The following is a 16,730-nucleotide window of genomic DNA, read 5'->3' as shown; positions in this document are numbered from 1 at the left end:
GCGTCACGCGTCCTTCCAGAAATCGCCCATCTGCGCGAAGACCCGATCGGCCCCGGCAGCGGTCAATATAGCGCGGCCGTCGCGGGCGCGATAATGGCTGCCGCCGACAAATCCCCAGACCATCATGCCGGCGGCCTTGGCCGCCTGCACGCCGCTGACGCTGTCCTCGATCACCAGCGTGCGCGCCGGATCGGCACGCATCTTCTCTGCGGCGTAAAGGAACAGGTCGGGCGCCGGCTTGCCGTATCTGACCATTTGCGCCGTGTAGAGCCGGTCGCCGAAATGCGGCTTGAGGCCGGTGACGTCGAGCGAAAGCGACACGCGATCGATGTCGCTCGACGAAGCGACGCAAAACGGCCTGTTCAACTCCGATACCACCGCGCCGATCCCGGGGATCGGCTGCAATGCACCTGCGAAGGTGGTCAGCACCCTCGACTTGAAGCGAGGCAGGAAGCCATCCGGCACGACTTGTCCGAGATCGCGATAATGCTGCTCGATCGCCTTGGTGCTACGCCCCAGGAACAGCTCGAGCGCCTGCTGCTCGCTGAGCGCGATCCCGAATTCGGACAGCACCTCGGAGAGACAGCGGCAGCTCAAGAGCTCGCTGTCGACGAGCACACCATCGCAGTCGAAGATGATCAGGTCGGGCCTGGTTGCGTCCATCGAGGCATTCGATCATATACTCACGAGCTGGGCAATAGCTCACGGTATAGCTGCCTGACGACGGACGACCCGGCAAGCCCGCCCCTCGAATACGGATTCGTCACGGCATTGCCTTGTGCGCCGCGTCCGAACCGGCGGCAACGAGCGCCGTCCTGCGATCATGAATCAGATTCTCGAGACGATGGGCTGCAACATTGAGTGTTGCAGCATCCAGGGCTTGTTCTTCGTCGTCCGCCGTGGCGCGTTGCGCGCGCAAGACGTCGTCGATCTGATTTTCGATCTCCAGCAATTCCGAGGCGTTTCCGGCGTGCCTTATCCGTTGCCCCAACGCATAGAGCGTATCGAGCGCCGGCTCCCTCGGCTTCAGCTCGCCGGATCGGAGAAACCGCCAGGCTGCCGCGAGCACCGTGATCAGCGCGCCAAGCGCCATCGGTGCCAAGAAGATGGCGTTGCTCCACTTGTCCAGGAAGGATAACTGACTGCCATTGTAAAACTCCGCCGCTCCCGCATGGACGGGAAGAAAGGCGCCGGCGTCGGTATCAGGTGCCTTGAACTGCGCCAGGATCGGCAATTCGGCCAGAAGGTCCCTGCGAGCGGTCGTGATGGCGTGCGTGAAGCCCGCAATCATATCGTTGTCGAGACTCTTCTTGCCGACCAGATAGAAGGCTGTCTGGAGTGTGGTGACATCATCTTCGGGAACGGGAGGGGATCCGCGCAACGTGCCCTTGGGGATATCGAAGCTTTCGTAGGCACGTTCCTTCTCGGCAATCGCTCCTGCGCTCTCGATCGGAATCAGCACCGGGGCGGTCTTCGCGTTCTGAGGGAATAGCCCTCGCACCAGCGACAGGTATTTGTCGCTCAGCGGCATCACGAACAGGACGGCACGTATCTCCTTGGTTTCGAGCGCCCGGCGGACCTGATCGAGCGCAACGCCCTTGAATGCAACGTTGGCGCGGTCAAGGTCATATGTCCTTCTCAACACGTCGACGAGCTTCTGATTGGTGTCGCTACCGACCACCCCCACCGTCGTGCGTTTCAGGTCGGCCATGTCCGTGATCGCCGAACCCGGAGGCGCAACGAGCAACGCCACGGCCTGGGCCAGGACGACAATGGCCTGCGCCTGCGACAGGTCACCGACATCACCACGAACGACGGCAAGGTCCGTCTTGCCGGAGGAGAACGCCGCCGCGGATTCGATCGGTCCGCTGGTCTCCACCACTTTGAGCCGCACTGGCGCGTTATTGACGACAAGCCTGCTCGCCAGCGCCGACACGATCTTTGGCGCATCGCCGTCCAGCGACCCAACCGCGATCGATAGCGTCACCGGCCGTACATACCAGCGATATGCGAACATGCTTGCGCCGCTTGCTAGCAGGACCAGAGCCAGGACCACGACGATACGGAGCCAGATCGGCAGCTTGACGGCGCCCATGCTCATCCTTGACTGTCATTTAACGCAATAATCGGCATCAATCTCCACCAGCGGAGGCTCGCAATTTTTGAAAAATTGTCTTCGCGCACCGACCTCGTGCTCATCTGAGCAGACATCTTATTCCGCTTCGAAGAAAGCGTAGTTCTGCCAGCTTCGCATGCGCAGAAGGATTTTCCGCAGTAAGGACAACTCGTGGACATGCTCGGTGTAAATGGCGGCTTCACCTGCCGAGCCAAGAGGGACCTGGTAGCCGGACATGTCGTCGATGATGTCGAGGACCGCCAGGGCCCGGTCTCCGGGCAACACACCGCGGATCTCCTGCAGCGCACCTGTGGCTTGAAGCTGCCCGGCCGCGATCGCATCGATCACGAGGCGAACCTTCGCCTTGAAGACCCGGCCAGGTATGCCCTTGAACAAGACTTCGGCTTCATCGCCGGCCTTGACACGCTGCAGTGCGTTCTGCTGGAAGGCAGCTGCCAAAGCCCGATCTTTCTGGGTGTCGTTGACGAAAATCATGACCGGCCGAGCAGCGGTCGCGCCGACATACATTCCTGGCCGTAGCGAGACCTCGGTAACAAATCCGCTGGTGGGCGCCCTCACGGTGGTCTCGCTGAGATTATATTCAGCATCGGCAAGTTCATTGCGTAGACGGACGATGGCCGAGTGTTCACCGTCTACTGTCGCGCCATAGGCCTGTCGTGCCCGATCTTGCGCGGCAACGGCAGCCGCCAGTGCCTGGTTCGCCGCATCACGGTTGCGCGTCGCCGTGTCGAGAGTCGCCTGGGCAACGACATTCTTGTCGAAGAGCTCCTTCTGTCGCTCGTAGTTCGTCTGAGCGAGGTCCCGTTCTGCCCTGGATTTTTCGGCCGACGCCGTCGCCTGGTCGACGGATGCCTTGAGCTCGGCAACACTGGCCTCCGCGTCAGCGAGCCCCGCCCGTTTTTCCGCGACGGCATATTCGTAGGGCTTCGGATCGATCTTGAAGAGAACCTCGCCGGCTTCCAGATGCTGGTTGCTTTTGTTCTCCACCGGCACTTCGATCACGCGGCCCCGGATGCCGGCCAAAACCGGCGTGACGGTAAAGTAAATGCGCGCATTGGTGGAAAACGGATGGTTGTAGGCCATCGTTATGAACAGCAGCGAAAGGCCGAAAATGCCGCCGAGGGCTGCTGTTGCAAGCGTCCATTGATTGACCGGAATCCTGAAGAGCTTGAAGATGGCATAGCAGAGTGCCACGTACGTCAGGGTGAGCAATATTTCCATCAGTGGCCTCCCATTCGGGACTGTCGGCTATCGCGAAGCGCCCCGGCCTGCTGCAGGAGCGGCTTCTGCATCCGCAACCCTCTGCTCCTCGACAGCCGACACCACCGACTCCGGCACGAGCGCGGGATGGCCCCCGCCTTCTCGAAGCCCGAGTTTGGATTCGACGGCTGCCAATCGATGCTTCAGCTCATCCAGTTCAGCCACAGCTTCTGCCGGCGAGGATGGCTCGCCCGGCTTGTGACTGAAGCCCCAGCCGCGATCCGGTTTGTAGGCCATCGCCCAAATCCATAGGAATGGCCACAGCAAATGCAGCATGAACAGGCTGATCCAGCCGGCAGCATGGATGGCATCTTCATGCGGGTGATGGCGGGCCTTGGCGATGCGTGCCGGAATGTCATGGATCGCGATGATGCCGTAGACCAGCACGATGATGACAAAAAACAGCAGGCCAAGCGCGAAGTAATTGAGAAAGGGATCTTCCATGAGCGGCCCAGAAACGGTTGCGTAAGCACCACTGACTGGTGATCTGCGCGAAAATGCCGCGCCAGATCGCCTGCCATCGATTGACCTCGATCAACATCGCATCAGTTCAGCGTCCGCGACCGTTGATTCAGATCAAGGTCAAGATGCGGTTAACCGCATTTGGTTGCGTTGTTGCGGCATGGTCAGATCCTAGGGCAAAGCTCCCAGTGCGAACGGCATCAAGAGAGCGGAGACTTCTCATGCTTTTCGAGCCCAACGACGAACCCAGACGTTCCACTCACTCACGGGCCTTCGAAAAATGGGTGGGCCTTGCCGTCCTTCTCGGGACCGTGGGGTTGATCGTCGCCTTTTCGTATCTGGTGGATCTTTAACTCATGCGCGCCCGGTTCGCACGAACGCGCAGACCAGTTCAACGAGTCGGACTGCGCCTCAAACGCGGCGCCGCTTTGCGGCAGACGCCTTGGGTACATTGTGCAGTAAAGCCTACGCGCAGGCCCAGCTTCTTCGCGATGTTGAAGCCGTTGATGTTCAATTCGCGCATGATCATGTTGGCCAGATGCGAACATTCCGACGGCCCGATCCAGGATGGGCTCCTCCATTCGGGATCGCTTTCCTTAAGGTAACTGGCGAAAGCCGAGCGCGGCACGTACATGTGATCAAACGATTTGGCTCGGAGGAGCAATGGCCCTTCTCTTCGAGATCAAACACACCACCACCTACAGCTACGCAAAACCGGTGGCGTTCGGTACGCATCGCGCCATGTTCCTGCCGAGACCCGCTGCACGCGGGCGATTGATAAGCTGGTCTGCAAAGACCACTCTTTCGTCCCGCATCCGCTGGATCAGCGACGGCCTTTCCAACAATCTGACGGAGATCGAACTCGACGAGCCCGGCAAGGAATTGACCTTTACGTTCGAGTTTCAAGGCATCCATTTTGGGGCCAAAGGCATTGAGCAATTCCACTTGGAACGAAGGGCCGAACTCGTACCGGTGCAATACACGCAAGACGAATGGACCGACCTTGTCGGCTTCATGCGCCCGCATACGGGGGATCCCGACCTTGAAGTCGTAACTTGGGCCAGGGACTTCGTCGCCAATGGCCGCGCGCAAACCAGCGACGTCTTGAAAGGGATGCTCGACGCGTTCCGCGATACATTCACCTACGAATCGCGGGAGACGGAGGGCACCTTGGCTCCCACGGCAACTTTGCGTTCGAAATCAGGAACCTGCCGCGACTATGCCTGGCTCATGATTGGGGCGTTGCGCCGGCTCGGGTTCGCAGCCCGCTTCGTTAGTGGTTACATCTATGATGCGGCGCTGGACGGAGGCGACGTGGGGATGATTGGTTCGGGGGCGACCCACGCCTGGGTTCAGGTGTTTTTACCCGGGGCTGGCTGGATGAATTATGATCCGACCAATCACATCAACGCCGGCTTCGACCTTATCCAAGTGGCGGTCGCCCGACATCCGGGCCAAGCCGTGCCGCTCGCCGGGTCGTGGGTCGGCGACGCCGGCGATTATCTCGGCATGTCAGTATACGTCGCTGTCCGAAAACTTGCTGAGGTCACCGATCAATCTGAAGAATAGAGACGAAGCCCACAGAGCCCAGCGCGCCTCCTTCATCGATCGCTCTCCGCGTCAATCGGTCCTTGCTCTCATCGAATCGCACTGACCTCGACGCGGACGAAAGCCGTTCGCTGCATCGCTCTGCGTCAGCAACGCGGGCGCATTGTACCGTCCAATTGAGTGCTCAGCCCGACTTCTTCACGATCGCAAAACCGCTGGTGTCCAGCTCGTGCATGATCACCTTCGTCAGATGCGAACATTCCGCTGGCCTGATCCAGGATGGACTCCTCCAGTCGGGATCGTCCTCCTTTGGATAACTGACAAACGCGGAGCGAATAGCCGCCTGAATGACTTCCGCAGGGTCTGGCATGGGAGCCCTCTTTTCCCATCGCCGCGCTAGCGAGTTTTCCACCGCGACGTTCGTCAAGCCTGGTGCGATCGGGGCAGCTCTCGAGCCGCCCCGTGTCGCTCGCGGACGGCCTACTGACAGACGTGCATCAGGCCGTCATCACCTTTGATCAGGCTGCCTGGATCGCAGACGATTCCGTAGCGCGCCTTGTAGCCAGCCCAATCGTTAGCGACATACCAAGGGCCATTCGCAGGGTAGGCCCTTTGCAGGTAGAACGGACTGGTTTGGATCGCGCCGCCATAGTAGGCGTTGGCGGCCAAAGCCCCGCTACCGACGTAAGGCCTATTGCCATAATAGCCCCATCCGGGTGAGCCCCATCCGGGCGAGGTGGCGGCAACCGCGGCCGCTGTGCCGACTGCCGCAGCGCCTGCGAGACCGGCGCCGACAGCTCCTGCACCATACCCGTACGCAGCCCGCCGGTTTTGCCGGCGTGCAACACCCGCAACGCTCACCGGCGTCAACGGACGACCGACTCGCGCCTGGGCACTCTCGATCGACAGCGAGACGCCGCGTTGCTCAGACCAGCTGAAGGAGAGCAATGTCGCGCACGCGAAGGTCGAGGTCGCTATTGCAATTTTTCTCAAACTCATCTGGTTCATGGATTGGCTCCACGGTTTCCTGCCCGTTGGAACGATGCGCTCTCGCGATCGACGCGCGCGTTGCGGTAGATCAACGTTTCCTCGCGAGATTTCCTGCGTCCACAGGGCAGCAACACTGACGCACCTGCTGCGGCTTTCCCCGGCCTTAATGCGCTACCTGCCGGTAGATTGCCGGCAGTGCCCCAGGCAGCCGGCGGATGTTGCCGACGATCGCGTAACCGCCCCGCCCGAACAGGGTCGGAAAATAGGATTGCGCCGTCGCATCGACCGTTACGCCGAACGCGGCAATGCCGAGGCGGCGCGCTTCCTGCACGGACTTGCGGGTGTCCTCGATTGCGAACCGCCCTTCGTAGTGGTCGATGTCGTTCGGCTTGCCGTCGGTCAGGACGAGCAGCAGCTTCTTGCGCTGCGGCTGGCGGGCGAGGCCGGCCGCGGCATGGCGGACCGCCGCGCCGATGCGGGTGTAATAGCCGGGCTTCAGCGCCCCGATCCGGCGCTCCACTGCCCCGCTCATCGGCTCGTCGAACGCCTTGATCGTCTCGAGCCGTACCCAGGAGCGACGACGCGAGGTGAATGTCAGGATGCTGTGGTGATCACCGCAAGCCGAAAGTCCATGCGCGAGCGCCAGAAGCGCCTCCATCTCGACGTCGAGCACGCGGTGACCATCGACCCACGCATCCGTCGATAGCGAGACGTCGACCAGCAGCGTGACGGCGAGATCATGGCCCTGCGGCCGCATCGCAACATGGATGCGATCAAGCGCGCCGCTGCCGGCGCGAAGATCACAGCGCGCGCGCACCAGCGCGTCGAGATCGAGATCGTGTCCGTCGGCCTGCGCACGCATCAATTCGTGACGCGGCCGCAAGACTTCGAACCGGCGCCTCACCTGCCGAATGTGGCTGCGCATGGTCTCATCCGGCGCCCAGCTCTCGCCGGTCTCGGACGCCGCAGCGGCAAGCACGCGGCAATGATTGGGCAGATAGGTTCCGCTGCGATAATCCCACTCAGGATAGGTGAGGTCCGCGTTCAGCCGCGACGCGTCGAGTGCCTCCGGCGGCAGGTCGAGATCGAATTTGAGCCGGGTTGCGGGCTGGCCGCTGCGGCGCCCGAGTGCAATTTCGTCGAGATCGTCGGCCGCCTTCTGCGCGTCCTCGTCCTCGCTGTCGTCGGCGGGCCGATTGACGTTGACCATCTCGGCCATCGAGAGGATCTTTTCGAAGCGGTTGAGCACGAAGGGATCGCGGCGGTCCGCATCCTCGTCGCGCTCGCGGACGGCGAAGCGCTTGCGATCATCCACTGGTGCCGGGTCTGCGCCCTGTGCATACACGTCATCGCTTGCGCCCGCGGAGGAGAGCTCGCGCATCCAGCAATCGCCCCACAGCGGGCATGGCAAAATGGAGCGATATCCCGGTGGCGCCCATGCTGGCAGTGCGCCCGTGCCGGCCATGGCCTTCCATAGCTTGCCTGAAGGCGGCTGACGCGCGCCGAGCAAGGCGAGCACGGTCTCTTCCATCTCCTGTTCGATGCGCGGCAGTGGCCGGCGCGGACGCGCCAGCGCCGTTGCCGCGGCAAGCTGCGCGTAGTCGTCAGCCAGTCCGGGAAACTGCACGAGCACCAACACCGCCGTTTCACCTGCCCGCCGCAGCATCAAGAGATCGCGCCGCAGCGGATCGACCTCGTCGATCACTTCGGCCGGCGCGGTCGCGAACCAGGCGGCGAGCCATCGATAGAGCGACGCATTCAGCGCGCGGTCTTCGAAAATCGCGACGCTGTCAGGCAGAAAGATGGTTGCGGCGTCACGCCCCGGTTGCTCCAGGCGCTCATCACCGAGCCCGATGCGCTGGCGCCATCCGAGCCGATGCCCGGACCGGCGGGCGCCGGCGCTTGCGATCTGCACGCCGGCCTCGCCGCCGAGCGCGCGAAACATCACGGCGATCCGCGTGCGCACGTCCGCAAGCGAGACCGCATGCTCGGCATGGACCGGATAGCTCGCGGTGCCGCCGACCAGGCGATGCCAGGCGCGGCCGACCGTCTCTTCCAGCTCGAGAAAGTCGAGCATCGGCTTCCCCTCACGCGATCACGGCACGCGCAACGTCGAGCAGCGCGGCCTTGACATCGGCATCGTCGGTGAGCGGCTCGATCATGCCCGCCAGCACGGCATCGGCGATCGAGGCCCCGGCCGCAATCAAAGTCGCACAATAGACGACCAGCCGGGTCGAGACGCCCTCCTCCAGGTCGTGTCCTCTGAGAGCCCGCAGCCGAGCCGCGAGCTGAACCAGCGGCCGCACACGGTCGGGCGCAAGCCCGCTTTCGACGGAAACCACCGCGATCTCCTGCTCCGCCGGCAGAAAGCCGAACTCGATGGCGACGAAGCGCTGCCGCGTCGACGGCTTCAGCGCTTTCAAGAGGGTCTGGTAGCCGGGGTTGTAGGAGACCACCAGCATGAAGCTCGCGGGCGCGACAAGCTCTTCGCCGGTGCGCTCGAGCGGAAGGATGCGGCGGTCATCGGTAAGCGGATGCAGGACGACGGTGACGTCCTTGCGCGCTTCCACCACCTCGTCGAGATAGCAGATGCCGCCTTCCCGCACCGCTCGGGTCAGCGGACCGTCGGTCCACACGGTGTCACCGCCCCTGAGAAGATAGCGGCCGGTGAGATCGGCGGCGGTGAGATCGTCGTGACAGGCGACGGTATGAAGCGGCAAACCCAGCCGCGCCGCCATATGGGTGACAAAGCGCGTCTTTCCGCAGCCGGTCGGTCCCTTCAGCAGAACCGGCAGGCGATGACGCCAGGCGTGCTCGAACAGCGCGCATTCATTGCCGCTCGGAACATAGGCCGGAAGCTCGGGCGCCGGCGCCGTCACGGCATGGAGTGCAGGTTTCATGGTCTCTCTCCGAGTTCACTTTGACGAGCGGCCGCGACTTGCGCGGCCGCCGTCGCGCCTATTCGGCGGGTTGCAGCGCGCCGGGGATGACCGCCTGCTTCTCGCGGCGAGGCACCAGCACCGCCCACACGAACATCAGCGCGGAGATCGCCACGAACGCGCCGGAGCCAAGCCGGACCCAATAGAACACCGCGATCTGGTCCTGCACGTCCATGTAGCTCTGGCCGAGCACGCGCTGGAGGTGAACCTGGATCACGCCGGCAAAGGTCAGTGCGAAGGTCATCACCATCATCGCCGTGCACATGATCCAGAAGCTCGCCATGCTGAGCCATTGGTTGTAAGGCGCACGCTCCCTGAGCTGCGGGATCGCATAGGCCATCACCGCAAGATTCAGCATCACATAGGCGCCGAAGAAGGCGAGATGCCCGTGCGCTGCGGTCACCTGGGTGCCGTGGGTGTAGTAGTTCACCGAGGACAGCGTGTGCAGGAAGCCCCAGACGCCGGCCCCCAGGAACGCCATCACCGAGCAGCCGACCGACCACAACAGCGCAGCGCGGTTCGGATGCTTGCGGCCGGCTTTCCATGTCATCTGCACGGTGAAGATCACCATGGTGAAGAAGGGCGCGACTTCCAGCGTGGAGAACAGCGAGCCGATCCATTGCCAGTAGCCGGGCGCGCCGATCCAGTAGAAATGGTGGCCGGTGCCCAAGATACCCGAGAACAGGGCCAGGCCGATGATGACGTAGAGCCATTTCTCGACCACCTCGCGGTCGATGCCGTTGAGCTTGATCATCAGGAAGGCGAGCACGGAGGCCATGATCAGCTCCCACACGCCTTCGACCCAGAGGTGCACGATGTACCACCAGTACATCTTGTCGACCGCGAGATTGGCCGGGTTGTAGAAGGCGAACAGGAAGAAGATCGCAACGCCCCACAGGCCGAACAGCAGAATGTTGGTAACCGTCGTCTTGCGTCCCTTGAGCGCCGTCATCGTCACGTTGAACAGGAACATCAGGCAGACGACGACGATGCCGACCTTGATGATGAAGGGTTGCTCGAGGAATTCGCGGCCTTCGTGATAGTGAAAGAGATAGCCGACGACGGCCACACCCGCCGCGCCGAAGAACATCCAGAACTGGATCTTTGCCAGCAGCGGGCTGAACAGCTCGGTCTCGGTTTCCTCGGGCAGCAGGAAGTAGGTCGCGCCCATGAAACCGATCAGCGACCACACGATCAGCGCGTTGGTGTGGATCATCCTGACGATGTTGAACGGCAGGATGACGGACAAGGTGTTGGGCAGGACATAGATGGTCCCGGCAAGGACGCCGAACGCGACCTGGGCGAGGAATAGTGTCAGCGCGCCGTAGAAATACAGCATCGCGACTTTCTGGGTCTGATATTTCATCGATGTGCTCTCATTTGGAATGTTGTCGCGGCGCTCAGCCCGCCTTGTTCGGCGGCCAATCCTGGCGCTTGATCGTGCTGGTCCATTGCAGGAAGTCGGCGAGATCGTTGAGCTCCTGGTCGGTGAGGTTGAACTGCGGCATCTGCCGGCGGCCAGGCGCACCGGACGGCTGCGCCTGCATCCAGGCCTTCAGCGTCTCGCGCGCGCCGGCCGGGTCCTCCTTGCCGCCCCACCGATCCCAGACATTGCCAACCTCGGGGGCGAAATAGGCGCCCTCGCCCAAAAGGGTGTGGCAGTTGATGCAGGAATTCTTCTCCCAGACGTGCTTGCCGCGGGCGACTGACGACGTCAGCGTGGCGGCATCGGTCGAGCTTGTGACCATGTAGTAGTGGCTGTGCGCCGTCAGCCCAATGAAGATGGCGAAGAAAAAGGCCGATCCGCCGTAGAAGACGTTTCGAGCGGCCGACTTGGTCAGGCGTTCAGCCATTGCCAATCCTTTCCGAGTTGAGTCCTGTCGAGAAATGCGGGTGACGATATTTTGCCGATTGGGCACCGCGGCTCTTTGTTGCGGCGCAATGAGCGCGACGATCAGATCAGGGCGACGGCTGCGGAAGCGAGCCAGGCAAACAGCACGAGGATGGCGATCCAGGTGCTGACCAGGCCGCGCCACGGCGCCGGCGCCGCGCGCAAGTCGAGATAGTCGAGCACGATCCGGTGGCCCTTGACTGCGGCCAGGACGAGCACCACGGCGTTGGCGAAGAGCGCGCCCGGCACGAGCCAGGGCACCAGGACGGTTGCGATCGTAAGCCCGATCAGCACGGCCCAAGTCACGTCGAGCCGAGTCACGTCGAGACGATTCATCACCGCACCAGATAGACGATCGGGAACATGACGATCCAGACCAGGTCGACCATGTGCCAGAATGCGGCTCCTGTCTCGACGCTCACAACTTCGGCACGCCGGCAGACCACCGCGAGGATCACGATGCCGAGGCCAACATGCAGAAGGTGAAAACCGGTCAGGAGGAAATACAGCGTGAAGAATGGGCTGGTTTCGAGACCGATGCCGCGTCCGATCTCCTTCGCATACTCCATTAGCTTGATCGCAATGAAGACTCCGCCAAGCGCCATGGCACCGAGCAGCCAACGGCGCGCCGTCCGCCTCGCCCCGTTCCGCGCCGCAAGCGTACCGCGCGCGGCTGCCCAGCCGCTGCTCACCAGGACCAGGGTGTTCATGCCGGCAAGCCCCGAATCGAGCGCCGCCTGCCCGGAGGCGAACAGCGCCGGCTGCACGAGCCGGGCGATTGCGAAGGCGCCCAGGAACAGCCCGAAGGCAGCGAGCTCGCTGAAGATCAACACCCAGATCATGGGATCACCGGGCAGATCCTCGAGGATTCCCCAGCCACTTCCCTGCTGCTCGTAGTCCGCTGCCGACATCTGATCTCCGCAAAGCGCGACGCCGGCAAGCAATATCGCGCATCGGCGCGTCGTAATTTGTCGGCGGACAAACCGCAGTCAGCCTTCGCGCTGTTTGCGCCGTCGCAACCTCCGTGATGGCGGCGGTCGGTAGAGTGACCGTCGAGGTTTCATCATTTTCGCGAAGGCCAACATGAGCGAGGCGCAACTTGGTCTGATGACCGCAACCCCTATCATTATCCTGTTCGCGGCGGCGCTCCGGCGGATGGGCGTGCTGTCGACGGCGGCGACCGCATCTGCGGTCTGTCTATCGGTCGCGATCGCGGTGGTGCTGTTCCTGACGCAGTAGAACGTCGGTTCCTCATCCAGCTTTGGACGCGGTGGCATGACGGACATTGGAGAGCGAAATCGGCCTGATATGCCGGCCAGGGCAGTCGCCAAACCAACACCGGTCGATCACCGCGTCGGCAGTCGCCAGGCTGAAAAGTGGCGAGCGGGCAAAGTGCTCAAGCTGGCGTTTGCTCGGCGAAAACCGCACAGCCCCGCAATTACCCGTGCTTGATCTCGAGCAATGGCTCTGTTTGGATGAATAGCGTTCGGCATTTCAATTTCGAATAATCGGATTTTATGGAATCGAAACCTTGTATACTGCGTTTTTGATTGCCTTTGCCTCGACCACTCCGTGTGGTCCGCTTCGGGGCTGCCGCTCACGCGAAACCACCCATGCCGGCGCGCGCTGCGTTGACTCGACCTCACTTTCGTGGATGCTAGCCAGCGTCGTTCCTGGGTTGCTCGTTCACCAAGAGGCATCGTGACCGTTCACCGCACCGGCATTGGGAATCGGCTTCTGGCGGCGTTGCCGCCCGAGGATTTGGGCTTGCTTACGCCCCACTTCCAGAAAGTCTCCTTCGAAGCCGATGCCGTTCTGGTGCGGACGGGCGATGAACTCGACCCGGTTTATTTTCCCCACAGCGGCGCGATCGCCTTCATGCTCGATATGCCCGACGGGCAAACGGTCGCAACCACGTTGATGGGACGGGAAGGTGCTTTGGCCTCGTTCTCCGTACTCGGTCCCTCACATTCATCCGTCACGGCGACTGCACGCCTGGCGGGCACGGCCTCGCTGATATCAGCCGCGAAGTTCCGGGCTGCCTGCGCGCGCAGCGCAGCCATCAGACATGTCGTGCAGGTCCACGCCCGCGCGCTGCTGTTGCAGCTCCAGCACGTAGCCGCCTGCAACGCGCTGCACCGAGTGGACGGCCGCATGGCGCGGTGGCTACTGCAACTGCACGACCGCGTTCCCGATGATCTTCTTCCCGTGACGCAGGAGGCGCTTGCGCAATTGCTCGGGGTGCGGCGGACGACCGTCACTCTGACGATGAGCAAGCTCCGCGCTGCGGGCGCCATCCCGTCCGACCGACGCGGCTTCGTGGAGATCCACCGGGCGCGGCTGGAGAGGGCGGCATGCGACTGCTATGCGCTCATGCAGCAGAAGATCGATCGGATGTATTGCCAGGAATTGTCGGCGCCGCAAGCTGCCTTTGCGCCATTCCGGGAATGCTCCAGTATCGCCTTCGACGAAGTGGGTGCTGAACCCAGAGCCGCTTCGCGAGAGAGAAAATAAAGCACGTTCTCTATCGGATCAGCCCAACATAGCAATCAGGTCGCGCGAACGCGTGCCCGTTGGCGTGTCCACGACATTGCGCAGAATAGACGAAGATGCAGGGTGGGCAAAAGCGAAGCGTGCCCACCACTTCTGCGCGACGTAAAGAGAAGACGGTGGGCACGGCGCTTGCGCGCCTTTCCCACCCTGCGGCACCGTCGAATTGGCTACCGCCGCTGATTGTACACGTCGATGCAGACCGCACCGAGCAGCACCAGGCCCTTGATGACCTGCTGGTAATCGATGCCGATGCCGAGGATGGACATGCCGTTGTTCATCACGCCCATGATCATGGCGCCGACCACGGCACCGCCGACGCGGCCCACGCCACCATAGGCCGAAGCGCCGCCGATGAAGCAGGCGGCGATGACGTCGAGCTCAAAGCCAAGGCCCGCTTTCGGCGTTGCGGTGTTGAGCCGCGCGGCGAAGACGAGGCCGGCGAGTGCGGCCAGCACGCCCATGTTGACGAAGGTGAAGAAGGTCAGCCGCTCGGTCTTGATGCCCGAAAGCTTGGCCGCCTTGGCATTGCCACCAACCGCATAGATCTGCCGTCCGATCACGGTGCGCCGGGTGACGAAGCCATAGAGCGCGATCAAGGCGCTCATGATCACCAGCACGTTCGGCAGTCCGCGATAGGTCGCGATCAGGTAGGTGAAATAGAGCACCGCGCAGGCCAGCACGACGCTCTTGCCCAGGAAGAACGCGTAAGGCTCGACCTCGATGCCGTGCGATTGCTCGCGCGAACGGCTCTTGGCGCTGGCATAGACCAGTCCGAGGGCCAGCACCGCGCCGATCAGCATCGAGGTCGGGTGCAGCGTGCCGGCCTCAGGCAGCATTTCCGGAATGAAGCCCGAGGACAACTTCTGGAACGTCGACGGAAACGGCCCGAGCGACTGGCCCTGCAACACCGCAAGCGCCAGGCCCTTGAAAACGAGCATGCCGGCCAGCGTCACGATGAAGGACGGGATACCGAAATAGGCGACCCAATAGCCCTGCGCGGCACCGATCGCCGCGCCCAACAGCAGGCAAGCGATGAAGGCAACGGTGTAGTCGACCTTGTAGCTCACCATCAGCAGCGCGGCCACGGCGCCGACGAACCCTGCAACCGAGCCGACCGACAGATCGATATGTCCGGTCACGATCACGAGCAACATGCCCAGCGCCATGATGACGATGTAGCTGTTCTGCAGCACCAGATTGGTGAGATTGAGCGGCTGTAGCAACGTGCCGCCGGTCATGATCTGGAAGAACAGCATGATCGCGACCAGCGACATCAGCATGCCGTAGTTGCGCAAATTATTCTTGATGAAGCCCGCGTGCCGGCGCTCCTCAGGCAGCGAAACCGTCTTGTCGGTCATGGCTGCATTCCTCCCATCTCCGCGGCCTCAGGCACGCCGTTTCCATTGCTTCTCTCATTGCGCATGATGGCGCGCATGATCTTCTCCTGCGTCGCCTCATGGCCCGCAAACTCACCGACGAAAGCGCCGTCGTTCATGACGCAGATGCGGTCGCAGATGCCGAGCAGCTCCGGCATCTCCGAGGAGATCACCACGACGCCCCGGCCGGCCTCCGCCAGCTCGTTGATGATACAGTAAATCTCATATTTCGCACCGACGTCGATACCCCTCGTCGGCTCGTCCAGGATCAAAACCTTGGGGTCGGTCATCAGCCATTTCGACAGCACGACCTTTTGCTGGTTGCCACCCGAGAGCTGGCCGGTCTCCTGGTAGACGTCGGAGCAGCGGATACGCATCCGGTTACGGTAGTCGCTTGCCACCTTCAGCTCGGCAATGTCGTCGATCACCTTGCCGGGGGCAACTTGGTCGAGGCTGGCCAGCGTAATATTCTTGCGGACGTCGTCGGCCAGGATCAACCCGAGCTGCTTGCGGTCCTCGGTGACATAGGCAAGGCCGGCATCGATCGCCGCCGCCACGCTCGGCAGAACGATCTCGTTGCCCTCGAGGCGAATGCGGCCGGTGATGTTGGTGCCCCAGGAGCGGCCGAACAGGCTCATGGCGAATTCGGTGCGCCCTGCCCCCATCAGCCCGGCGATCCCGACGACCTCGCCGCGCCGCACACCGAAATTGACGTTCTTGATGACCTGTCGCTCAGGATGGATCGGGTGATAAACCGACCAGTTCTCAACCTTGAGGACGGGCTCCCCGATCTTGGCGCTGCGCTCGGGGAAGCGGTGGGCGAGATCGCGGTTGACCATGCTGCGGATGATGCGGTCCTCCTGGACCTGCTCGGTCCGGCAGTCGATGCCATCCACCGTGCGTCCGTCGCGCAGCACCGTGATGTGGTCGGCAACCTTGGCGACTTCGTTCAGCTTGTGGGAGATCAGGACCGAGCCGATGCCCTGCTCGCGAAATTGCATCAGGCGCTCGAGCAGCGCAGCGCTGTCGGCCTCGTTCAAGCTGGCGGTCGGCTCGTCCAGGATCAGCATCCGCACGCGCTTAGAGAGCGCCTTGGCGATCTCGACGAGCTGCTGTTTGCCGACGCCGAGATCGGTGATCAGCGTGTCCGGCGACTCCTTCAGGCCGACCTGGGCCAGGAGTTCCCGGGTCCGGCGGTAGACCTCGTCGCGGTCGATGACGCCAAGTTGTGACGGCGGATGCGAAAGAAAGATATTCTCCGCAATCGACATCAATGGGATCAGCGCCAGCTCCTGGTGGATAATGATGATGCCGAGCGCCTCGGAATCATTGATGTCGCGGAAGCGGCGTTCCTCGCCCTCGAAGACGATGGTTCCCTCGTAGCTGCCGTGGGGATAGACCCCACTCAACACCTTCATCAGTGTGGATTTTCCGGCGCCGTTCTCGCCGACCAGGGCATGAATCTGCCCGGGCTCGACCGAGAAATTGACGTCACGCAGCGCCTGCACGCCCGCAAAGCTCTTGCTGACGCCGCGCATTTCCAACATTGCCGTCATGGCTTCGTGTCCCGTCTT

The 16,730-nt window shown here is 62.4% G+C and carries 18 protein-coding genes; 3 read left to right on the top strand and 15 right to left on the bottom strand.

Going from position 1 to position 16,730, the window contains the following annotated elements; translation table 11 throughout:
- Positions 1–3 precede the first annotated feature (3 nt).
- The 5 genes from SO180_RS08540 to SO180_RS08520 all read right to left on the bottom strand — a co-directional run bounded on the left by SO180_RS08540 (position 4) and on the right by SO180_RS08520 (position 4,493).
- Positions 4–663 carry an HAD family hydrolase gene (locus tag SO180_RS08540; protein WP_449378370.1) on the bottom strand — a complete coding sequence of 220 codons (660 nt, stop codon included), beginning with the start codon at positions 661–663 and terminating at the stop codon, positions 4–6.
- Between the two features lie 100 nt (positions 664–763).
- On the bottom strand, positions 764–2,095 hold the full coding sequence (locus SO180_RS08535; RefSeq protein WP_449378369.1) for a TAXI family TRAP transporter solute-binding subunit: 1,332 nt from the start codon (positions 2,093–2,095) through the stop codon (positions 764–766).
- Between the two features lie 117 nt (positions 2,096–2,212).
- On the bottom strand, positions 2,213–3,358 hold the full coding sequence (locus tag SO180_RS08530; RefSeq protein WP_449378368.1) for an HlyD family secretion protein: 1,146 nt from the start codon (positions 3,356–3,358) through the stop codon (positions 2,213–2,215).
- 27 nt (positions 3,359–3,385) lie between these two features.
- Positions 3,386–3,841 carry a DUF3302 domain-containing protein gene (locus SO180_RS08525; protein WP_449378367.1) on the bottom strand — a complete coding sequence of 152 codons (456 nt, stop codon included), beginning with the start codon at positions 3,839–3,841 and terminating at the stop codon, positions 3,386–3,388.
- Between the two features lie 409 nt (positions 3,842–4,250).
- Positions 4,251–4,493 (bottom strand): hypothetical protein, encoded by a 243-nt coding sequence (locus SO180_RS08520; protein WP_449378366.1) that lies wholly within the window; start codon positions 4,491–4,493, stop codon positions 4,251–4,253.
- A gap of 29 nt (positions 4,494–4,522) precedes the next feature.
- On the opposite strand from SO180_RS08520, the gene SO180_RS08515 reads away from it, so the two are divergent.
- Complete coding sequence (locus tag SO180_RS08515; protein ID WP_449378365.1) at positions 4,523–5,428, top strand: transglutaminase family protein; 906 nt, start codon at positions 4,523–4,525, stop codon at positions 5,426–5,428.
- Positions 5,429–5,591: 163 nt separating this feature from the next.
- Here the strand turns inward: SO180_RS08515 and SO180_RS08510 are convergent, their stop codons facing one another.
- From SO180_RS08510 to SO180_RS08475, 8 genes are all read right to left on the bottom strand, one after another.
- A complete protein-coding gene (locus tag SO180_RS08510; protein WP_449378364.1) occupies positions 5,592–5,777 on the bottom strand; it encodes a hypothetical protein in 186 nt (61 codons plus the stop codon).
- Between the two features lie 110 nt (positions 5,778–5,887).
- Positions 5,888–6,415: a hypothetical protein gene (locus SO180_RS08505; protein ID WP_449378363.1), complete on the bottom strand. Its 528-nt coding sequence runs from the start codon at positions 6,413–6,415 to the stop codon at positions 5,888–5,890.
- A gap of 145 nt (positions 6,416–6,560) precedes the next feature.
- Positions 6,561–8,474: a nitric oxide reductase activation protein NorD gene (locus SO180_RS08500; RefSeq protein WP_449378362.1), complete on the bottom strand. Its 1,914-nt coding sequence runs from the start codon at positions 8,472–8,474 to the stop codon at positions 6,561–6,563.
- Between the two features lie 10 nt (positions 8,475–8,484).
- A complete protein-coding gene (locus SO180_RS08495) occupies positions 8,485–9,297 on the bottom strand; it encodes a CbbQ/NirQ/NorQ/GpvN family protein (protein ID WP_449378361.1) in 813 nt (270 codons plus the stop codon).
- 58 nt (positions 9,298–9,355) lie between these two features.
- On the bottom strand, positions 9,356–10,702 hold the full coding sequence (locus SO180_RS08490) for a cbb3-type cytochrome c oxidase subunit I (protein WP_449378360.1): 1,347 nt from the start codon (positions 10,700–10,702) through the stop codon (positions 9,356–9,358).
- 34 nt (positions 10,703–10,736) lie between these two features.
- Positions 10,737–11,189: a c-type cytochrome gene (locus SO180_RS08485; protein WP_449378359.1), complete on the bottom strand. Its 453-nt coding sequence runs from the start codon at positions 11,187–11,189 to the stop codon at positions 10,737–10,739.
- Positions 11,190–11,290: 101 nt separating this feature from the next.
- Positions 11,291–11,563, bottom strand: a complete 273-nt coding sequence (locus tag SO180_RS08480) for a cytochrome C oxidase subunit IV family protein (protein WP_449378358.1) — start codon at positions 11,561–11,563, stop codon at positions 11,291–11,293.
- Entirely contained in the window at positions 11,563–12,138 is a 576-nt protein-coding gene (locus SO180_RS08475; RefSeq protein ID WP_449378357.1) for a cytochrome c oxidase subunit 3 family protein, read from the bottom strand. Before SO180_RS08475 ends, SO180_RS08480 begins: the two co-directional genes overlap by 1 nt.
- Positions 12,139–12,310: 172 nt before the next feature.
- On the opposite strand from SO180_RS08475, the gene SO180_RS08470 reads away from it, so the two are divergent.
- Together SO180_RS08470 and SO180_RS08465 are read left to right on the top strand one after the other, a co-directional pair.
- The gene (locus SO180_RS08470) at positions 12,311–12,466 is read left to right on the top strand and encodes a hypothetical protein (protein ID WP_449378356.1); all 156 of its coding nucleotides are present in this window, start codon (positions 12,311–12,313) and stop codon (positions 12,464–12,466) included.
- Between the two features lie 462 nt (positions 12,467–12,928).
- Positions 12,929–13,741, top strand: coding sequence for a Crp/Fnr family transcriptional regulator (locus SO180_RS08465; RefSeq protein WP_449378355.1), 813 nt, complete (start codon positions 12,929–12,931; stop codon positions 13,739–13,741).
- Between the two features lie 206 nt (positions 13,742–13,947).
- Here SO180_RS08465 and mmsB read toward each other — a convergent pair whose 3' ends face one another.
- Together mmsB and mmsA are read right to left on the bottom strand one after the other, a co-directional pair.
- Positions 13,948–15,138 carry a multiple monosaccharide ABC transporter permease gene (mmsB, locus tag SO180_RS08460; protein WP_449378354.1) on the bottom strand — a complete coding sequence of 397 codons (1,191 nt, stop codon included), beginning with the start codon at positions 15,136–15,138 and terminating at the stop codon, positions 13,948–13,950.
- Complete coding sequence (mmsA, locus tag SO180_RS08455) at positions 15,135–16,712, bottom strand: multiple monosaccharide ABC transporter ATP-binding protein (protein ID WP_449378353.1); 1,578 nt, start codon at positions 16,710–16,712, stop codon at positions 15,135–15,137. The genes mmsB and mmsA overlap by 4 nt, the downstream gene beginning before the upstream one ends.
- Positions 16,713–16,730 lie beyond the last annotated feature (18 nt).

This window comes from Bradyrhizobium sp. UFLA05-112 (assembly GCF_053572325.1).
This window is presented reverse-complemented; position numbering and strand designations above follow the sequence as displayed.